The organism is Bordetella tumulicola (genome assembly GCF_054779135.1).
This window is the reverse complement of sequence record NZ_BAAGYU010000010.1, coordinates 961522-979382: the sequence shown is the minus strand read 5'-3', so window position 1 is coordinate 979382 and position 17861 is coordinate 961522. Positions and strand designations below refer to the sequence as shown.

General features: G+C 58.2%; 20 protein-coding genes and 1 tRNA gene. 19 read left to right on the top strand and 2 right to left on the bottom strand.

Annotation, left to right across the window (positions count from 1 at the left end; genetic code table 11):
* Positions 1–56 precede the first annotated feature (56 nt).
* Complete coding sequence (locus ACYVDM_RS21880; RefSeq protein WP_415793398.1) at positions 57–1004, top strand: LysR family transcriptional regulator; 948 nt, start codon at positions 57–59, stop codon at positions 1002–1004.
* A gap of 250 nt (positions 1005–1254) precedes the next feature.
* Here the strand turns inward: ACYVDM_RS21880 and htpG are convergent, their stop codons facing one another.
* The gene (htpG, locus tag ACYVDM_RS21875; RefSeq protein ID WP_415793399.1) at positions 1255–3162 is read right to left on the bottom strand and encodes a molecular chaperone HtpG; all 1908 of its coding nucleotides are present in this window, start codon (positions 3160–3162) and stop codon (positions 1255–1257) included.
* Positions 3163–3368: 206 nt separating this feature from the next.
* Between htpG and ACYVDM_RS21870 the strand changes: the two genes are divergently transcribed.
* A complete protein-coding gene (locus ACYVDM_RS21870; RefSeq protein WP_460475467.1) occupies positions 3369–4766 on the top strand; it encodes a uracil-xanthine permease family protein in 1398 nt (465 codons plus the stop codon).
* An 87-nt stretch (positions 4767–4853) separates the two neighbouring features.
* Here the strand turns inward: ACYVDM_RS21870 and ACYVDM_RS21865 are convergent, their stop codons facing one another.
* Positions 4854–5321, bottom strand: a complete 468-nt coding sequence (locus ACYVDM_RS21865; protein ID WP_415788817.1) for a hypothetical protein — start codon at positions 5319–5321, stop codon at positions 4854–4856.
* A gap of 269 nt (positions 5322–5590) precedes the next feature.
* Here ACYVDM_RS21865 and ACYVDM_RS21860 point away from each other — a divergent pair.
* The 17 genes from ACYVDM_RS21860 (at position 5591) to ACYVDM_RS21780 (ending at position 17849) form a co-directional block, all read left to right on the top strand.
* Positions 5591–5675 (top strand) — tRNA-Leu (locus tag ACYVDM_RS21860).
* 142 nt (positions 5676–5817) lie between these two features.
* On the top strand, positions 5818–6885 hold the full coding sequence (locus tag ACYVDM_RS21855; protein WP_415788815.1) for a site-specific integrase: 1068 nt from the start codon (positions 5818–5820) through the stop codon (positions 6883–6885).
* A gap of 55 nt (positions 6886–6940) precedes the next feature.
* Entirely contained in the window at positions 6941–7237 is a 297-nt protein-coding gene (locus ACYVDM_RS21850) for a helix-turn-helix domain-containing protein (RefSeq protein WP_415788813.1), read from the top strand.
* Between the two features lie 64 nt (positions 7238–7301).
* Positions 7302–8045: an HNH endonuclease gene (locus tag ACYVDM_RS21845; RefSeq protein ID WP_415788810.1), complete on the top strand. Its 744-nt coding sequence runs from the start codon at positions 7302–7304 to the stop codon at positions 8043–8045.
* A gap of 133 nt (positions 8046–8178) precedes the next feature.
* Entirely contained in the window at positions 8179–8472 is a 294-nt protein-coding gene (locus ACYVDM_RS21840) for a plasmid mobilization protein (RefSeq protein ID WP_217965498.1), read from the top strand.
* 55 nt (positions 8473–8527) lie between these two features.
* Positions 8528–9193, top strand: a complete 666-nt coding sequence (locus ACYVDM_RS21835) for a TrbM/KikA/MpfK family conjugal transfer protein (protein ID WP_415788807.1) — start codon at positions 8528–8530, stop codon at positions 9191–9193.
* Between the two features lie 9 nt (positions 9194–9202).
* Positions 9203–9856, top strand: coding sequence for a lytic transglycosylase domain-containing protein (locus tag ACYVDM_RS21830; RefSeq protein WP_415788805.1), 654 nt, complete (start codon positions 9203–9205; stop codon positions 9854–9856).
* A 92-nt stretch (positions 9857–9948) separates the two neighbouring features.
* Positions 9949–10269: a TrbC/VirB2 family protein gene (locus ACYVDM_RS21825; protein ID WP_415788803.1), complete on the top strand. Its 321-nt coding sequence runs from the start codon at positions 9949–9951 to the stop codon at positions 10267–10269.
* Positions 10270–10272: 3 nt separating this feature from the next.
* The gene (locus ACYVDM_RS21820) at positions 10273–10593 is read left to right on the top strand and encodes a VirB3 family type IV secretion system protein (protein ID WP_415788801.1); all 321 of its coding nucleotides are present in this window, start codon (positions 10273–10275) and stop codon (positions 10591–10593) included.
* An 11-nt stretch (positions 10594–10604) separates the two neighbouring features.
* Positions 10605–13031 carry a VirB4 family type IV secretion/conjugal transfer ATPase gene (locus ACYVDM_RS21815; RefSeq protein ID WP_415788799.1) on the top strand — a complete coding sequence of 809 codons (2427 nt, stop codon included), beginning with the start codon at positions 10605–10607 and terminating at the stop codon, positions 13029–13031.
* An 18-nt stretch (positions 13032–13049) separates the two neighbouring features.
* Positions 13050–13796: a hypothetical protein gene (locus ACYVDM_RS21810; protein WP_415788797.1), complete on the top strand. Its 747-nt coding sequence runs from the start codon at positions 13050–13052 to the stop codon at positions 13794–13796.
* 189 nt (positions 13797–13985) lie between these two features.
* Complete coding sequence (locus ACYVDM_RS21805) at positions 13986–14369, top strand: hypothetical protein (protein ID WP_415788795.1); 384 nt, start codon at positions 13986–13988, stop codon at positions 14367–14369.
* A gap of 37 nt (positions 14370–14406) precedes the next feature.
* On the top strand, positions 14407–15111 hold the full coding sequence (locus tag ACYVDM_RS21800) for a TrbJ/VirB5 family protein (RefSeq protein WP_415788793.1): 705 nt from the start codon (positions 14407–14409) through the stop codon (positions 15109–15111).
* Positions 15112–15183: 72 nt separating this feature from the next.
* Positions 15184–16071, top strand: coding sequence for a TrbL/VirB6 family protein (locus ACYVDM_RS21795; protein WP_246600727.1), 888 nt, complete (start codon positions 15184–15186; stop codon positions 16069–16071).
* Between the two features lie 68 nt (positions 16072–16139).
* Complete coding sequence (locus tag ACYVDM_RS21790; RefSeq protein WP_415788791.1) at positions 16140–16277, top strand: conjugal transfer protein; 138 nt, start codon at positions 16140–16142, stop codon at positions 16275–16277.
* Between the two features lie 3 nt (positions 16278–16280).
* A complete protein-coding gene (locus ACYVDM_RS21785; protein ID WP_415788789.1) occupies positions 16281–16967 on the top strand; it encodes a VirB8 family type IV secretion system protein in 687 nt (228 codons plus the stop codon).
* 27 nt (positions 16968–16994) lie between these two features.
* A complete protein-coding gene (locus ACYVDM_RS21780; RefSeq protein ID WP_415788787.1) occupies positions 16995–17849 on the top strand; it encodes a TrbG/VirB9 family P-type conjugative transfer protein in 855 nt (284 codons plus the stop codon).
* Positions 17850–17861: the final 12 nt, after the last annotated feature.

Genomic DNA, 17861 nt, shown 5'->3' with positions numbered 1-17861 from the left:
TCATCGGATGATTGATTAATAGACACAAATAGATATTTTTACAATATTATTAGTCCATGGCTATTAATATCAAATACCGCCCGCTCAAGGCCTTTCTGCTCGCGATCCACACCGGCTCATTCACCCATGCGGCCAGCCAGCTTGGGGTCACGCAGCCCTCGTTCACCGCCCTCATCCAGGACCTGGAAGACGTCCTGGGACTGCGCCTGTTCGAGCGCACCACGCGCAGCATCAGCCTGACCTCTGCCGGCCAGGACTTCTACGCCCGCGTACAGCGCCCCATCGCCGACCTGGAGGAAGCCTATCGCAGCCTCGCCGACCTCGCCGCCGTCCGGCGCGGCACCGTGGCCCTGGGCGCCCTGCCCTCGACCGCATTGACCTTGCTGCCCATGGCCGCCGGCTCGCTGCGCCGCGTCCACCCCGCCCTGAAAGTCCGCGTCGTCGAAGCCCACAACGACGAACTGCTCGCCATGCTGCGCACCAACCAGATCGAATTCGCCGTCGCCGCGCAAGCAGAGCCCGCCCCCGACCTCACCTTTGTCCCGCTGGCCGAAGACTGCTTTTGCGCCGTCTACCCCGCCGGCCACCCCCTGGGGGACGAACCCGACACCCTGCATTGGCGTGACGTCCTGCGCTACGACCTGATCCTGCTATCCCAGGGATCCAACGCGCGCCAACAATTCGACCGCGCCGTGCGTGACGAAGTCGGCGCCCCCATCACCGCCCTGCGCTACGACGTCACCAACATGGGCACCGCCGCCGGCATGGTGCGCCAGGGACTCGGCGTCAGCGTCCTGCCCCGCATGGCGCTGCCCGAGCTCAACCTCACCGGACTCTGCTGCACCCCCTTGGGGGATGCGTCCGCACGCCGCTATATCGGCGTGCTGCATCGGCGCGACCGCTCCCTCTCACCCGCGGCGCAGGCCTTCATTGCGCAGCTCGAAACTTCATTGATCGACATCTCACAGCACCTGCTGCCCATGCCGCCGCTGCCTATCGGTTGATCTCGTGGACAAGTCCCTGCCCAGGCCCAAAACGCAAAACACCCCGAGCCGCTGGACCAAAATCCAACCACTCGGGGTGTTACCGTGACGTGGCCCCTGCCTCTACACAGGGGTCACTCACCTACTGCCTTTGAAACCGCCCCTGCCTCGACGCAAGGGGCCTGCGCAATCAGATCACGCCTTTAGCAACAACGCATTGAAACGTAATCAAATCACACCTTGAACCAACACGCGTCAAGGCGCAGTCAGATCACGCCTTCAACAGCAACGCGTTCAGACGCTTCACAAACGCCGCCGGATCCGCGATCTGCGCCCCCTCGGCCAACAACGCCTGATCCAGCAACAAGCGCGCCCACTGCTCGAACTCACCCTCGTCAGCGTCACGCACCCGCGCAATCAACGCGTGCTCGGGGTTGATCTCCAGCACAGGTTTGACGTCCGGCGCCTCTTGGCCCGCCGCCTTGAGCATGCGCAGCAAATGCGGGCTGAGCTCGTTCTGCCCCACCACCACGCACGCCGGCGAATCCACCAGACGCAGCGTCACGCGCACCTCTTTCACCTGGTCTTCCAGCGTCTTTTGCAGACGCTCGACCAGCGGCTTGAAATTTTCCTCGACCTCGGTCTGGCGCTGCTTTTCTTCCTCGTCCGCCAACTCGGCCAGATCCAGGCCGCCCTTGGCCACCGACACCAGCGACTTGCCATCAAACTCGCGCAAGTACGACAACATCCACTCGTCCACGCGATCCGACAACAACAGGACCTCGATCCCCTTCTTGCGGAAAATCTCCAGGTGCGGGCTGGTGTTCGCCGCCGCAAACGTATCCGCCGTGACGTAGTAAATCTTGTCCTGGCCTTCCTTCATGCGCGACACATAATCCGTAAACGACACGTTCTGCACCGCATCGCCCGACTGCGTCGACGCAAAGCGCAGCAGCTTGGCAATACGCTCGATATTGCCCGCGTCCTCGCCCGCGCCTTCCTTCAGCACCTGACCGAACTCCGTCCAGAACGTCGCGTAATCCTCGGCCTTGTTCTCGGCCATGTCCTCCAGCAACGACAACACCCGTTTTGCCGACCCCTCGCGGATCGCCCGCACATCGCGGCTTTCTTGCAAAATCTCGCGCGACACGTTCAGCGGCAGATCCGCCGAATCAATCACCCCGCGCACGAAGCGCAGATACGACGGCAGCAGTTGCTCCGCATCGTCCATGATGAACACACGCTTGACGTACAGCTTGACCCCACGGCGACCATCGCGATCCCACAGATCAAACGGCGCATGCTTGGGCACATACAACAGCTGCGTGTACTCGCTACGACCCTCGACACGATTGTGCGTCCACGCCAACGGATCATCATAATCATGCGACACCGTCTTGTAGAACTCGCGATACTGCTCCTCGGTCACGTCGCCCTTGCTACGCGTCCACAGCGCATTCGCCTGGTTCACCGTTTCCAGCTCGTCCGTCTTGACCTGCTCGCTCTTCTCCGCGTCCCAGTCTTCTTTTGCCATGCGGATCGGCAACGAAATATGATCCGAATAGCGACGCAGGATCTCACGCAGCTTCCAGCCATTCAGCAGTTCGTCTTCGTCCTCACGCAAATGCAGCGTCACATCCGTGCCGCGCGAGGCCTTTTCCGCCGCGGCGATATTGAACTCGCCCTGGCCGTCCGACTCCCAGCGAATCGCCTCGCCCTCGGCAGCGCCCGCGCGGCGGCTCACCACCGTGACCTTGTCCGCCACAATGAACGACGAATAAAAACCTACCCCAAACTGACCGATCAACTGCGCATCTTTCTGCTTGTCGCCCGTCAGCTGCGAGAAAAACTCGCGCGTGCCCGAGCGCGCAATCGTGCCCAGATTGGCAATCGCCTCATCGCGCGACAGCCCGATACCGTTATCCGAAATCGTAATCGTGCGCGCCGCCTTGTCATAATCCACCCGGATCGCCAGCTCGCTATCGCCGTCCAGCAGCGTCGGCTGATCAATCGCCTCGAAACGCAGCTTGTCGCAAGCGTCCGACGCGTTCGACACCAGCTCGCGCAGGAAAATCTCCTTGTTGCTGTACAGCGAATGAATCATCAGGTGCAGCAGTTGCTTCACCTCGGCCTGAAAGCCCAGAGTTTCAGATGTGGAAGACGTGGCGGTTTGGCTCATAGGTCTACGTAAAAGTCAGAAAACAAAATGGAAATCGGCGAATCCCGCAAAACCGTGCATTTACCCGGGCGGAATCCCAGAAACCTCAAATATATGGGGCTCATCCCGCCCGTTTCAAGTCGGGCCAGGGATCGAGCCAGACAGATTGGTCCCAGCCTAGCTACAATCTTGCGCTTCCCCTATCCCATGCCGGCCGGCTTTCGCTCATGCAACCCGCCTCCCTCACCCAGTCCGCCCCCTCCCTCTCCCCCGCCGACGACGCCCCCGTCCCCGACCTGGTCTACGGCCCCGACGATCGTCCGGCGCCCTTCGTCGCCTTCATCGCCGCCCTGCAGCACCTGCTGGCCATCCTGGTGCCCATCGTCACCCCTGGCCTGTTGATCTGCCAGGCCCTGGGCGTCAGCGTGCGCGACACCACCCTGATCGTCTCCATGTCCCTGGTCGTCTCCGGCATCGCCACCTTTATCCAGTGCCGCCGCTTTGGCCCCCTGGGCGCCGGCCTGCTCATCGTCCAGGGCACCAGCTTTAACTTTGTCGTGCCGCTCATCGCCGGCGGCTCCGCCATGGTCAAAACCGGTACCCCCGTCGAAACCGTCCTCGCCACCATGTTCGGCGTCGTCATCGCCGGGTCCTTTGTCGAGATCGCCATCAGCCGCATCCTGCCCTTCGTCAAACGCCTGATCACCCCGCTCGTCACCGGCATCGTCGTCCTGCTGATCGGCCTGACCCTCATCAAAGTCGGCCTCATCAGCATGGGCGGCGGCTATCAAGCCATGGGCGACGGCACCTTCGCCAGCGCGGACAACCTGATCCTGTCCGGCCTCGTCCTGGGCACCATCGTCATCCTCAACCGCCTGCCCATCGTCTGGATCCGCAGCACCGCGCTCGTCATTGCGCTAGCCGTCGGCTACATCGCCGCCGCCTATATGGGCCGCCTGGACTTCACCGGCGCCCGCGAAGCCGCCCTCTTTGAAATCCCCGTCCCCCTGCACTTTGGCCTGGGCTTTTCATGGTCGCTGTTCGTGCCCATGCTCATCATCTACCTGGTGACCTCGCTAGAGGCCATCGGCGACGTCACCGCCACCAGCAAGGTCTCTAAACAACCCGTCGAAGGCCCCCTGTGGATGCAGCGCATCAAGGGCGGCGTCCTGGTCAATGGCGTTAACTCCTTGATCGCGGGGATATTCAATACCTTTCCCAGCTCGGTGTTCGCACAGAACAACGGCGTGATTCAACTCACGGGCATCGCCAGCCGCCATGTAGGCATCTGGATCGCCGGCATGCTCGTCATCCTGGGCCTGTTCCCCAGCGTCGCGGGCGCCCTGCAGGCCGTTCCCGAGCCTGTCCTGGGCGGCGCAGCCATGGTGATGTTCGGGGCCGTCGCGGCCGCCGGGATCAACATCCTGGCCAGCATTCAGCTAGATCGCCGCGCGTTGCTAGTGATCTCGGTGTCGCTGGCGCTGGGGTTGGGCGTGTCGCAAGTGCCCGAGATCCTGTCGCATCTTCCGCATGCCTTGAGTAGCGTATTGGAATCAGGTGTCGCGACCGGCGGGATCTGCGCGCTGGTGATGAACTGGTTCCTGCCTGAAAGAAAGCGGGCCTGAGGATGTTTAACCCCGTCCTGGCCTCGCGCGTTGGCCCAGGTCAGGACGAGGGATGCGCGAACGCGTCACGACGGCTGATCGGACAGCTCACCACTCTTGCTTGGTCACGGCTCGCGCCTTTACATCGCGCAGGCGATATTCCAGGACAGTCTGCTGCTGACCTTTGATCGCACCACGGCGCACGCTGACCACGCCGGTCTCACTGATCAACCAGTATTCACCGTCGTTGTTCCAGTCCCCCTCGCACAGCACGACCTGCAGCTCGCGCTTTGTGCCACCGCCCAAGGCTGTGCCGCTGTATATCTGCTCGCATTGCGCGACGGGCTTGATCGTATGGCGGCCTTCGATTACGTGTAGTTCCAGCACCGACTTGGGTCTGCCGGGGGTGCCCAGGTTGCCGCCGGCGGTGTTCGCTTTGAGGTAGGCGACGGGGCCTGTGCCTGCGGATGCGTCGGGTGTCGGCGTCGAGCAAGCCGCCAGCATCGCCATTGAAAGCACCGTCAGAAACAAACGTGCCGACGTTTTCGATGGCGGATTGCTGCACTTCAGATGCATAGACTTCCTTTGAGCGACACGGTGGGCTGCGGGGGGTGCTGGGGGGCTTGCAGTCCAATAGACGTTATAACGCGCCGAGTGGTGGTCCGTTGCCATGGTTTTGGATATTTGACGGTGTTGGGGGTGAATATTTTTGCTTGGTGTGGGCTGGGTGTTCTCGCCCTGCAACGGCAAGCGGTGGCATTGAACTGACAACTTTCAAAAAACTGCATATAATCGCTGTCTTCGCATCTCCCGCAGCAAGTCATCAGACTGCTCGCGACCTCCTAGCCCGGGTGGTGAAATTGGTAGACGCAGGGGACTCAAAATCCCCCGCCGCAAGGCGTGCCGGTTCGATTCCGGCCCCGGGCACCAGTCTAAATTTCCTCGTATTTACAGGCATTTGGCTGGATTCAAAGCCTAACCCCGTCTCTGGGGGATTTTCAAGAATTGCGAGCCAGGTACAGTTTCGGTACAGTGGTGAAGCGCCGGGTGTACTTTCGGAGCTCTAACTCGCATGGCTACTATCGTTAAGACACCCTCTGGAACCTGGAAAGCGGTCATCCGAAAGACGGGTTGGCCCACTTCGTCCAAAACATTTCGGACCAAACGAGACGCCGAAGACTGGGCCAGACGTACTGAAGACGAAATGGTACGAGGGGTTTACATCCAGCGCACACTCAGCGAAAGGATGACGGTCGAGGCGGCGCTGAAACGCTACCTACAAGAAGTGACGCCGACCAAGCGGGAATCCACTCGCATCTCTGAACACAAGAAAGCGCGGCCATTGCTGCAGCATCTTGGCAAATATTCATTGGCCGCCCTGAGCGCGGATGTCGTCGCACAATACCGAGACATGCGCTTGGCGGGCGACCCCGATGAAAATGGCAAGCTGGTACCCCGCAGCAACAATACAGTTCGACTGGAATTGGCACTATTGAGCCATCTATTTACAGTAGCCATCAAAGAATGGGGACTGGGACTGCCGTTTAATCCTGTAGCTCAGATCCGCCGTCCCGCCCCGGGAGCAGGACGAAATCGTCGGCTCACCCCTGCTGAAACCAAGCGACTACTGGCCGAAGTAGATGCCTATTCCAATCCCATGTTCAGCTGGATTGTGCGGATTGCCTTGGAAACCGGAATGCGGCTGTCAGAGATCAGCGGTTTGCGTCTTGAGCAGGTTGATATACAGAGACGGGTGGTACGACTGGATATCACCAAGAACTCATCGCCGCGCACAGTGCCTCTGACGAAGGCCGCCACAGTTGCATTTCAGGCAGCTATAGATAATCCACTCCGACCACGCGAGACAGATCTCGTGTTCTTTGGTGAGCCTGGTCGCGATGGTGTGCGACGGCCATATCTGTTCGATAAGGCCTGGAATGACGCCAAGAAAGCCGCCAATCTGACAGATTTCCGATTCCATGACCTGCGCCATGAAGCCGTGAGCAGACTGGTCGAAGCAGGCCTATCTGATCAGGAAGTGTCGGCGATCAGCGGCCACAAATCCATGCAAATGCTCAAGCGGTACACACATTTGCGTGCCGAGGATCTCGTAGGCAAACTAGATAGACTGCGTAGTTAATCAACTCTCTCAAGTCCTCAGCGGGGAATACTGCTGGACTGCCGCCGTAATTCGCATGAGGGCTAACGAAATGGACAAATGTGTCATTGACGGTGTCGAAGTCGAGCTATCCTCGGGAAACGTGTTCAAAGACCTTGCTCTACACGATGCTGAGGAACTGCAGGCCAAGTCAGGACTCATCACCCAAATCACGGCGGTCATCCGTAAACGTGAGCTCTCTCCCACTGCCGTGGCCAACGCCATAGGCTTCACTCCGTCCGAACTCGCAAACTCCTTGCTTGCAAAACTATCCAATCTCTCTGAACGGGAGCTCATGGACTGTTTGAATCATTTGCAGCAAAGACCACAGTAGACATCTAGCTTTCTGACAAACTGCTTATCATGCATCGCTAACAGTCGAAAAGGGCTCGAAATACATGGCACGCGCGCGAGTTACGCCGGAAGTATTCTCAGCAGCGTATGAAGCTGCGCAGCAGGTACTCAACGGCACGATAAAACTAATCGATGCTCAAGAAGCTCTTGCGGAAAGGTTTGGTATTGCTAAGCGCACTGCCGGTGGATATATCGGCTGTTTCCTTGCTATGCGTAGAGGTAGCACGTTTAAAACCACGGTAAGCGCGGATGGTCTTCGATTCATGCTTGGCCGAATTGCAGAGAGCGGTCTAGGCGACTTGATGATCGCTTTGCAATCGGTCATAAACCACATCACATACCTGTCCAACTTCACTGGCAATGAACCTGGGCTACGCCGCGTTCATGCGGAATTCGTCGACAAACTTCGTGAGATGGCTACGTTTGATGAAACGTCGCTCTCGCTTGAGCAGCAAGTAACAAATGCGTTAGAAGACTCTCCTGATACTCGTGCGCAACGACTCCTGCATGCGCCGACAATGCCTGAACAGAGAATAGTGCTAGCACGGACGTTCAAACGTAATCCTGATGTAATTGCAGAGGCCCTTCTAGCTGCCAAAGGCGTGTGTCAAAGTTGCGGCCAAGTCGCCCCATTTCTACGCCCGGACGGTCGCCCATATCTCGAAGTTCACCATCGCAAGGCCCTTGCTGAAGGCGGTGCAGATACCCCAGAAAATGCGGTAGCACTATGTCCAAACTGCCATCGAGAACGACACTACGGCGCAAATTATCATCAACCGCCTCAATAAACACGGACATCGTTCCATTCACGACGCTTGGTTATATGAGCCAGCCGCCAATTATGTGGCACGCAGCGGACACTGTGTTTCCTCGCCTCATACCCGCAACGAACTAGCCCTCACACCTTATAGGCACACCTTTATGAACGAACCTCTCTCCGAGGTCGTCCGCATTCGGATGACCCCGTCTCATGCTGCGCGTCTGGGCGAAGCTGCCGCCCTCTCGGGACTATCTCTGTCCAACTACATCCGACGCCGTCTGTCCGCCGACGACACCCTGCAGGAAGAGCTCACCCTGCTACGCCAGATCGTGGCCAGCCTGGGCAATTTGCAAGACACCCGCCTGGTTGCCATTGAAACCGCCTATCTCGTGCGTGCCATGGCCAAGCCCGAACAGATCGCCATCGCCCAACAACACCTGCAGCGTTCGCGCTAACCCGCCTCCGGTCGATTCCTCGACCGCCTGCTGTACCTATTCCCTGGAGACCTTCATGCAATCCTTCCCTGCAATGCAGGCGGGAGCGATGGCGCTCGTCTGCGCGCTGGTGCCCGCCGCCCATGCGGCCAGCGCGGATCTGCTCACTGGCAATACCCGCTTGGCCTGCGAAGCAACACTGTGCCTGTCCACCGGCGCACAACCCAGTGAGTGCAGTCCCTCCCTGAACCACTACTTCGGCATCAAGAAATACAGCCACGGCAGCCTGGACTGGTCGGCCACCGTCTCGGCACGACGTGCCTTCCTGTCCCAGTGCCCAGCCTCAAGCGATCAGGGCATGCCCGAGCGCATTGACGCCATCTCACGCGGCGCAGGCAAATGCGATCCTGACTATCTCAATCGCACGTATGCAGCAACGGCATACCGATGGCGCAAACGCAGCCTGGGCGGCGACAGCGGTGACATCATCTACGACGTACATGCGATCCCCACCGTATCGCTGAACAAACTGCCTGCCTACTGCGTGACGTACAACGATCATGCCTGGACCTATGACCTATCGGTGCGCTATGTCGGCGTGCCCGCGATGGGCGGACACTGGGTCAATGCGCAGGCATACACCGCCGCGCAAGCCAAATGGGATGCTGACCATCGAGGACGTTGGGCCAGCGGCTGGAATTTCTCCCTCAAAAACCCCAGGCCAGTCGCCAATAGCCGATGAGGATGCACCATGATTGCTGCATTTGCTGCGCTGGCCCTGGCCTGCGCGCCAAACATTCACCCCGATACGCTGTCGGCCTTGATCCGCCATGAATCTCGAGGCAGTCCATACGCAATTGGTGTCAACCAAAAGCGCCGGCATCTACCGCAGCAACCGCAAACATTGGCGACTGCCACGGCCGCAGCCGATCGCCTGATCAAACAGGGAATCGACTTCGATGCTGGACTGGGGCAGATCAACGTGCGCAATTGGGCCGCTCTGAACCTGAACAGCAAGACGGTCTTTGATCCCTGCCGCAATTTGGCAGCGGCCCAAACGGTGCTTGCCGATTGCTATGCTCGGGCCTTGCACGAGCATCAAGATCCGCAACAGGCGTTACGTGCCGCCCTGTCTTGCTACAACACAGGCAACTTCACTGGTGGGTTTCGCAACGGTTATGTCGGCAAGATATTGGCCCAGGCCAATATCAAAGTGCCTGCATTAACACCGCAAGCCAGCGACGAGACCCCATCGACGCCCGACAGCAAAGCAGCACCAGAGCCACCCGCTGCCGAGCCTCACACCCCAGGTACTCAGGATGGCTTCACGGCCAATCCGGCCAACGATGGCTTCTCTGAAAAAGCCCAGCACCAGTCCTTAGCGGAACCCACTACCAACACCTGACGCAGCGCCGTCTCACTAGGCCCAGCGCCACCCTCCCACTTTTCATCCCCACCACCCCGACGCCAGCAAGCGTGTGGGGCAGGAGTCTTTTCATGTCTGTACTCAAGCAAATCATGAACGCAACATCGTCCCTGCGCATTCTGTACAAACTGATAGCAACGTCACTGCTATTTAGCTGCCATCACGCTGCATTTGCACAGTCCATCGGCGGACTGTCCCGCGCCAGAACCACGTTGCAAACGCTCAGCGACAATCTGGACATCATCCTGCCCATTGCCGCCGTCATCATCGGCGTGATCATTTTTGTGCTGTATGCCGCCGAAGTCATGCGTAAAGACGATGCCATCCGTTGGGGGATCGGTGTGCTGCTGGCGGGCTCCACGGCAGAACTGGTTGTTCTGCTCTGGAAGTAAGCCATGACGCCCAATACCTATCCGGTCTTCAAGGGCCTGGGCCGCAAGGCCACGTTCATGGGGATTCCCACCACGTTACTGCTGGGCGCGTTTGCCGGGGTAACCATCATCGCCATGACGGCAGGCCTGGCCTGGTGGGGACTGCTCTTTGTGGTCATGCCCACCTTGGCGATTCTCACGCGAGACGACGACAAGGCGCTGGACGTGCTCTGGCTGGAACTCAAAACCCGGCGCAGCAATCCCAATCAGCGCTTTTGGCAAGGCTCCAGCTATGCCCTGCAGGGTTATCACCGACGCCGCCCCTGGCGGTCCCTCATCAAGTAAAGGATGTCTCCATGACTGCTGCAGCCTCCCTGGCGGTAGACGAGCGTCGCATCGCGCGCTACTTGCCGCACTCCCATCATGTCACGGATCAAATCATTGCCTGCGACACCCATGAGTACATGACGGTCATCAAAGTCACGGGTCGAGCGCCGGACGCGTATGCGCAAGACGAACTCAAGGACTGGATCGAAGCCCTACATAACGTGCTGCGCGGCCTGCCGATGGGAGCGTTTGGGCTCTACTCCCATATTGTTCGCCGCCGCGTCACCGAATATCCCGACAGCACGTTCGAGCAACCCTTTGCAGCCCAATTCGATGCTGCCTACCGTGCCACGTTCGATACGTCGGGCTTGATGGTTAATGACCTGTACCTGACTGTCCTGGTTCATCCTGTCCAAGATCCCATCCTAGGCACGTTTGCCAGCCTGGAGAAAGCCGACGCGAAACGCTTGGCGCTTTGGCAAGCCGAATCGATCGAACGACTCAACGGTATTGTGCGCGCCCTGATGGCAGGCCTATACCGCTACGATCCTGAAACGCTCGGCATCGTAGACCGGAACGGTTTTGCCTTCAGTGAAGCGGCTGAGTTTCTGGGCTTTCTGCTGTCCGGCACGCCACAACAGGTACCTATCAGCCGCGAACGGCTGCGAGACACCCTGCCACAGGCCAGACCGATCTTTGGCCGCCATGGCGAACTCGGCGAACTGCGCACCGTCGCCAACGCCCGCGTCTTCGGCATGATGGAATTGCGCGATTACCCGGAAGCGACAAAACCAGGGCACATGAATCGGTTGCTGGCCCTACCGCACGAATTCGTGCTTACGCAGTCATGGGGTAGCCATACGGGAGCTGCAGCCAAGAAGTTGGTCAAGAAACACCACAAACTGCTGGTCGATTCCGGCGATGACTCTACCAGCCAGGTGGTCCAACTCAACGACGCCATGGATGACCTGACCTCGGCCCGCTTGGGTCTGGGAGACCATCACGCCACGCTATTGATCTATGACGACACGGCAGAAAGCGTGCGCCAGGCGCTGGCGCAAACGGCCACCGCCTTGGCCGAAGACGCCATCGGCTTCAGACCCTTGGACCGGGCATTGGAGGCGGGGTTTTGGGCACAACTACCTGGCAACTGGCACTGGCGACCCCGACCGGTTCCCATCACGTCGCTGAATTTTCTGTGCTTTTCCAGCCTGCATAACCAACTGACCGGCAAACCGGTCGGCAACCCCTGGGGCCCTGCGGTCACGCTGCTTAAAACCCAAACCGGCAGCCCGTACTTCTTCAATTTCCATGCCTCCACCGACGACGTGGACGAAACCGGGAAACGTCGCCCCGGCAACACGATGATTATCGGCATGACGGGTACCGGCAAAACCGTTCTGCAGGGCATGTTGCTCACCCAAGCCCAGAAGTTCGGTGCGACATGCGTGGTGTGGGACAAGGATCAGGGTATGCAGGTGCTGATCATGGCGCTTGGGGGTCGTTACTTCAACATTCGGCTGGGCGAAACCACTGGCTGGAATCCCTTCCAAATGGAGCCCACCAAAGGCAACGTCGCCTTTATGGTGCGCCTGGTGGTGTCCCTGGCGGAACGCCGAGGAGAAACGGTCACCACCCGCCAACAGGCCGACATAACCAAGGCCGTGCAACAACTGACCACGCTCATCGATCGCGAAGCCCGCACGTTATCCACGCTCAACACCTTGCTGCCCAACCCCTATAGCGAGGATGACAACACCAGCACCATTCATGCTCGGCTGGCACCGTGGTGCCAAGGTGGTGAATACGGCTGGGTGTTCGACAATCCGGTCGATGAGCTGAGTTTGCGCACGGATACCGGCCAGCCTGCCATTTTCGGCTTTGACCTGACCGAGCTGCTGGACGATGACGCCGCCCGGGGTGCTGTCACGCTGTACCTGAAGCATCGCGTCGATGCCCTGCATGATGGTCGCCGCATCATCAACCTGTACGACGAGTGCCAGCACCCGTTGAAGGACGCGCATTTTCAGGAATCCATGCAGGATGCCAGCCGCACGATTCGTAAAAAGAATGGCGTGCTGGCCTTCGCCACGCAGGAGCCGGGGGCCATCATCGAGAACCCGGTCGGGCCGTCCCTGGTGCAACAGACCGCCACACTCATTCTGCTGCCGAACCCCAAGGCCAAGGCTCGCGACTATATCGAGGGCTTTGGGCTTACCGAGGCGGAATTCGAACTACTGCGCGGCCTTGGAGAAGCCAGCCGGAAATTCCTGGTCAAGCAAGGCTCAAGCGTCACCGTCGCTCAACTTGACCTGTCCGGCTGCGAAGATGAACTGCTCGTGTTCTCGGGCAGCCCCGACATGGCCGCGATCGCACAAGAGGCGGTTGCCCAGGCAGGTCATGACCCAGCCGCCTGGCTGCCGGTATATCTGGCGGCGATCCGGCAGACACGCTAACACCATGCAGGAGGCTCCATGAATCTGCAGAACAATCCCTACTCAACACCCAAAGAGCTGGAAGATCGTGTGGAGGAGGCCTTCAGCGCGGGCGAACGAGCCCGACCAATACCGGACGCCGCGAAGGAACACCTGATCCTCACCCAGGAATATCTCAAAGGACTCAAAGACCACATGACTGGTCTGTATATCGCCAGGGACATCGAGGGCGTGGATATCCCGGATGCAGACTTTGAGGCTGAACGCGCACTGATCCGCGAGACCGAAAATCTCATCGCCGAAACGCAGATGGCCTGGGAGTACGAACAGCATCGGGATTTTTACCGCCGATTGGGACTTGAAACCCATGAACCGGAGCAAGAAAGCCCCGAAGACACCTTCGTGGTTTCCATCGACTGCGAGTACTGGGAGCCGGAAGACCTGGAAGCGGGCCAATCCAGTTGGGCAGATACCACGGTGGAACGTGAAGCCGTCGATACCGAAACGCTTCGGCGACTGGCACAAGACCACGGCCTGGACTCACCCTCCGCATCCGATCCACGGCAGGCCCCATCGCTCTGGTTTTCATCGAGCACGCCACGCGAAGATCGTGCCTATTTTGAACAAGGTGTGCACAAGTACTACAGCCTGCACATTCACGAGGTCAACGGCCATCCTCCGCAACCTGCCGACTACCAGCGCGTATCCGATCTCATCGGTGCACGCTTCGATCATCCGCTAGAGCGGCATGAGGCCACTCACGAAATGGATGGGCCGGATTTCTAACCCCTTTATCAACGTGTTGATGTCCGCATCCAAGGGCACCGAGAAACACGGCCTAATGGAACATCCTGAAACTGTGCAATCAAGCGGCCTGCACTACAAAGATTGAATACGCCTACAGCGTACGCAATCCCTGGACATTTTTCACGAATAGCCGGGCCCTTCAACTGCCGCTCACTATAGGAAAACCGCATGAACCGACGAAACTTCATCGCCGCCATTAGTTCTGCCACACTGCTCACGACCCTAGTCGGATGTAATAGTGAGCCCGGGGGTGAGAAGTTTCTTGGATATTGGAAGTCAGATAGCAAATATGATTCTGACGCGATCCATATCACTCGCAACGGCGATAGTTTTCTGTTCACCGTCGTAACGAAAGACCCTTTCGGTGGCGGTTACCAAACTCACAAACTGCCTGGAAAGCTAGACGATTCGGACAATATTCTGGCAGTAGGCGACAAACGCGTTGCCTACGATGAAAGCGCCGATATCATCGTTTCAGGCCAAATGAAAGCGCATCGTGCAACAGAGGCTGAATATCAAGCCATTGCACAGCAAAGCGACACGCAGTCCTGATCCTCGCGCCTAACGGCGCACTCCCTGGAGACCCCTCATGACACGCTGCAAGCTATTTGCGGCGGGCATTTCCCTGTCCGTCGTATTGATCAATACCACCTACGCGAGTGGAATTCCAACGGTTGATGCTGCCACGATCGCTCAATTGCAGCAGCAATTACTGACGGCCAAAGATCAATTGAAAAATCTGAGCAAACAACTGTCTACAGCCAAGAGCCAGCTTGCCGCACTGACGCAATCAAGTGGTTACGGCAATGTGGTTGGCAGCCCAGACTCGCGCGATCGGCTTCGCTCTGCATTGCCCTCAACTGCCCAAGATCTGCTGAATCAACCTACCAACTCAAGCCTCAATGCAGACGTTAGCCGCGTCACGGACTCCGTCACTGCCCCTGTCAATTTTCAGGAAGATCGAGCCAAGCTTTCCAAGAGGGCATTGGATATTGAAGCAACCGCTAAAGCGATGAGCCAACGCGCCTATGACTCAATGACCCAACGCCTAGCTAACATTGATGCCCTGCAAGACAAAATAAACCAGACGAGCAACCCCAAAGAAATCGCCGAACTACAAGCACGGATTCAAATTGAACAGTCCAACATCGTGGCCGAGCAGACACGCATTCAACTAGCCTCGCAACAACTTGAAGCGGAGAGACACCTGCTACAAGCGAGAGCTGAACGGGTATATGGCGGGTGGTTCGGAGATAACAACACCGATGATGTAGACGCTCAACCTCACAACTAAGGTCGCACTATGCCCGGAATGACTCCGTCGGCTTCTTCGTCATTGTCCTCAAGCAATATTGCTCAATGGGTCATGTCTGAAACCGAGAATACATTAAGCAACGCTGTAAACGGCCCCATGCAGGCGTTATTCCAGGCCCTCATGCCCGTCATCGTCGTAGGCCTCACTCTCCAATTTGTCGTGTATGCATTTGCCCTCATGCACGGGCAAAGCAATATGACAGTGACGGAATTCTTTCGCAAAGCCATTCTCGTCGCCGTTGTCTCAATGATCTTTGGCGTGGGAGGCCTATACCAGAAGAACATCGCGGACACGATGATTGCATTACCTGACGATGTCACACAACTGGCACTAGGTACCAGCGATGTCGCAGTAGAGGTCGATAAATTGCAAAATGAGACCAGTAAAGCCTCCGGTGCCATGATGGGTAAGGGTCAAGATGCTTGGTACAACTTCTTGCCCTCCACTAAAGAAGTGCTCGTCAGTATTCTCGCCACGTTAGTACGTGCAAACGCAGCAATAGTTGGCAGCATCATTATTGTGATGATCGTCGTATGCAAAGTCGGTATGGCATTGGTAGTCGCGACTGGCCCCATATTTATTGCAGCGACGCTATTTGAGCCGACCAAGCCACTTCTCAACAGCTGGATCTCTCAAGCACTAAATTTCGTGTTCTTAGCATTGTTGGCCGGCCTTATTTTCGGGCTGATGTTGCAAATGAACGTTGAGCTTATCCGCATGATCGCCGATCAGATCAATGGCGGCGCGAAAGATATTCTGAGCCTCTATGGCGCACAACTGCTTGTCGGTATTGCCAGCCTAATCGTCATGATCATGATCCCCGGCCTCGCTGCAGGCCTCTCCAATGGCTTCGGCGCTCAACTCGGTATTGGAGCCGCCGCTAAAGGCGTGTTTTCCATCATGCGCCTGCGCAGCATGATACGCCCGCGCGCCAAGTAATCCAGCGGCCTGCTGTCCCCCTCCATTCCTTCCTAATTGTTCTGTCCGCAGACAGAGCGGGAGTTCCCATGAAAAACATCGTTGCCGCCCTGGCATTGGCCGGGCTGCTGGCCGGTTGCGCCTTTCACGCGCCAGAGCCACCCCAGCCCGCCGACTCGCCCCGTGTGCCGGTCAATGCCACGCCACCGCTTATTCAAGGAGTTTGATTCGTGCCCGAAGCCCTCAAATCCGAAGATATAGCTGCCTATCTGGAACAGTCTCGCGGCCTGGAGCGTGATTATTTCGGCGAAGTTTTCCGCAGCCGAAAGCGAGCCTGGCAAGTTGCCATCGGCTCGGCGCTCATTGCCACAGCCGCCATCGCTGCCGTCGTCGGCCTGACGCCGCTCAAAGCGCCTCCTGAAATGTACGTGGTGCGTGTCGATGAGGCTACCGGCACGGTCGAGCACGTCAGCCAACTCGGGCAACCGCTGGAAGACTATGGCGAACGCATCGCCAAGCATTTCCTAAATACCTATGTGCTGAACTGCGAAGGCTACAGCTGGCAAACCATTCAGGAGCAGTTCGATATCTGCGCCCTATTGTCCTCCGCGCCCATTCAGACGCAGTACGGCAAACGCTTTGAAGGCCAGGATGCCGTCACGACCCGTCTGGGCACCGAAGGCACAGTCGACGTACAGGTCCACTCCATCACACTAGGGGCCAATCAGGCTGCCATTGTCCGCTTTACCAAAACAGAGCGGGAAGTGACTTCGGGCAACATCACCAAAGTTCAGCATCTGATTGCCACCGTAGCCTATCAATACACCGATGTACCGCTCACTGAAGAAGTCGCACGCCTGAACCCATTGGGTTTTCAGATCACGCGCTATGACCTGGCTGCCGACTTGTCGCGCTAACCCCTATTTCGTCCTGAAGGAACTCTCATGCTTGAACATTTCCCCAGACGGCAGGCGTTGGCGCTGGTGCTTTGTCTGGCGCTGCCCGCAAGCGCTCTGGCGCTGGAGACACCCCGATCCTCACGGTCGGATCATCGCGTACGCTACGTCAACTACAACGAGGCAGATGTCATCCTGCTTAATGCCATCATTGGCGTGGCAACCCATATTGTCCTGGAGCCTGGCGAGCGCTACGTCTACCACGTCTTCGGTGACAGTCAAGCCTACGCGTTTACGTACAAAGACAACCATCTGTTCTTCAAACCGACAGCGGAGAACGCCAACACTAACCTGCTTGTCGTCACCAACCGGCGCGATTACAGCTTCAGGCTTTCGTACAGCGGCAATCGCCATTCATCGGCGCTATACAAACTGGTAATCCGCTATCCCGACACCGAAGCCAAGCAACGCATTCTAGCGTCACAGAAAGCCGCCGTTGAACACTCCCTACGCACGACAAGCGCTGCGATTAACTGGCAGGCCTATACCCGCAACGGGGATGCAGGCATCGCGCCAGTACATGCCTGGGATGATGGCCGCCAAACCTGGCTGCAGTTTGCGTCCGAGGCAGACATCCCTACCGTCTATCGCGTCACCCCAGATGGCCAGGAAATCATCACCAACTATCACATGGCCGATGAACACACCATGGTGCTGCATCGCACCTCGGCCTTATGGCACCTACGCCTGGGCGATCAAGTGCTGGCCATCCATAACGATGCTTACGGTGTCACACCGGTACCGACATATACCGGAACGACCTCGCCTGCGGTCAAGCGCACCATCAAGAGCACGCCTGCCCCGCACCCCTCCACGGTAATGCCCGTACCCGCCGAGCAGTAAAGCGACGACATG

Excerpts from the sequence above, each read along its gene's own strand:
- ACYVDM_RS21840 (WP_217965498.1), top strand. The coding sequence starts at position 8,179 with ATGAACGAACCTCTCTCCGAGGTCGTCCGCATTCGGATGACCCCGTCT.
- ACYVDM_RS21870 (WP_460475467.1), top strand. The coding sequence starts at position 3,369 with ATGCAACCCGCCTCCCTCACCCAGTCCGCCCCCTCCCTCTCCCCCGCC.
- ACYVDM_RS21835 (WP_415788807.1), top strand. The coding sequence starts at position 8,528 with ATGCAATCCTTCCCTGCAATGCAGGCGGGAGCGATGGCGCTCGTCTGC.
- ACYVDM_RS21795 (WP_246600727.1), top strand. The coding sequence starts at position 15,184 with ATGTCTGAAACCGAGAATACATTAAGCAACGCTGTAAACGGCCCCATG.
- ACYVDM_RS21845 (WP_415788810.1), top strand. The coding sequence starts at position 7,302 with ATGGCACGCGCGCGAGTTACGCCGGAAGTATTCTCAGCAGCGTATGAA.
- ACYVDM_RS21830 (WP_415788805.1), top strand. The coding sequence starts at position 9,203 with ATGATTGCTGCATTTGCTGCGCTGGCCCTGGCCTGCGCGCCAAACATT.
- ACYVDM_RS21855 (WP_415788815.1), top strand. The coding sequence starts at position 5,818 with ATGGCTACTATCGTTAAGACACCCTCTGGAACCTGGAAAGCGGTCATC.
- ACYVDM_RS21850 (WP_415788813.1), top strand. The coding sequence starts at position 6,941 with ATGAGGGCTAACGAAATGGACAAATGTGTCATTGACGGTGTCGAAGTC.
- htpG (WP_415793399.1), bottom strand. The coding sequence starts at position 3,162 with ATGAGCCAAACCGCCACGTCTTCCACATCTGAAACTCTGGGCTTTCAG.
- ACYVDM_RS21805 (WP_415788795.1), top strand. The coding sequence starts at position 13,986 with ATGAACCGACGAAACTTCATCGCCGCCATTAGTTCTGCCACACTGCTC.
- ACYVDM_RS21815 (WP_415788799.1), top strand. The coding sequence starts at position 10,605 with ATGACTGCTGCAGCCTCCCTGGCGGTAGACGAGCGTCGCATCGCGCGC.
- ACYVDM_RS21880 (WP_415793398.1), top strand. The coding sequence starts at position 57 with ATGGCTATTAATATCAAATACCGCCCGCTCAAGGCCTTTCTGCTCGCG.
- ACYVDM_RS21810 (WP_415788797.1), top strand. The coding sequence starts at position 13,050 with ATGAATCTGCAGAACAATCCCTACTCAACACCCAAAGAGCTGGAAGAT.
- ACYVDM_RS21865 (WP_415788817.1), bottom strand. The coding sequence starts at position 5,321 with ATGCATCTGAAGTGCAGCAATCCGCCATCGAAAACGTCGGCACGTTTG.
- ACYVDM_RS21790 (WP_415788791.1), top strand. The coding sequence starts at position 16,140 with ATGAAAAACATCGTTGCCGCCCTGGCATTGGCCGGGCTGCTGGCCGGT.
- ACYVDM_RS21825 (WP_415788803.1), top strand. The coding sequence starts at position 9,949 with ATGTCTGTACTCAAGCAAATCATGAACGCAACATCGTCCCTGCGCATT.
- ACYVDM_RS21800 (WP_415788793.1), top strand. The coding sequence starts at position 14,407 with ATGACACGCTGCAAGCTATTTGCGGCGGGCATTTCCCTGTCCGTCGTA.
- ACYVDM_RS21820 (WP_415788801.1), top strand. The coding sequence starts at position 10,273 with ATGACGCCCAATACCTATCCGGTCTTCAAGGGCCTGGGCCGCAAGGCC.
- ACYVDM_RS21780 (WP_415788787.1), top strand. The coding sequence starts at position 16,995 with ATGCTTGAACATTTCCCCAGACGGCAGGCGTTGGCGCTGGTGCTTTGT.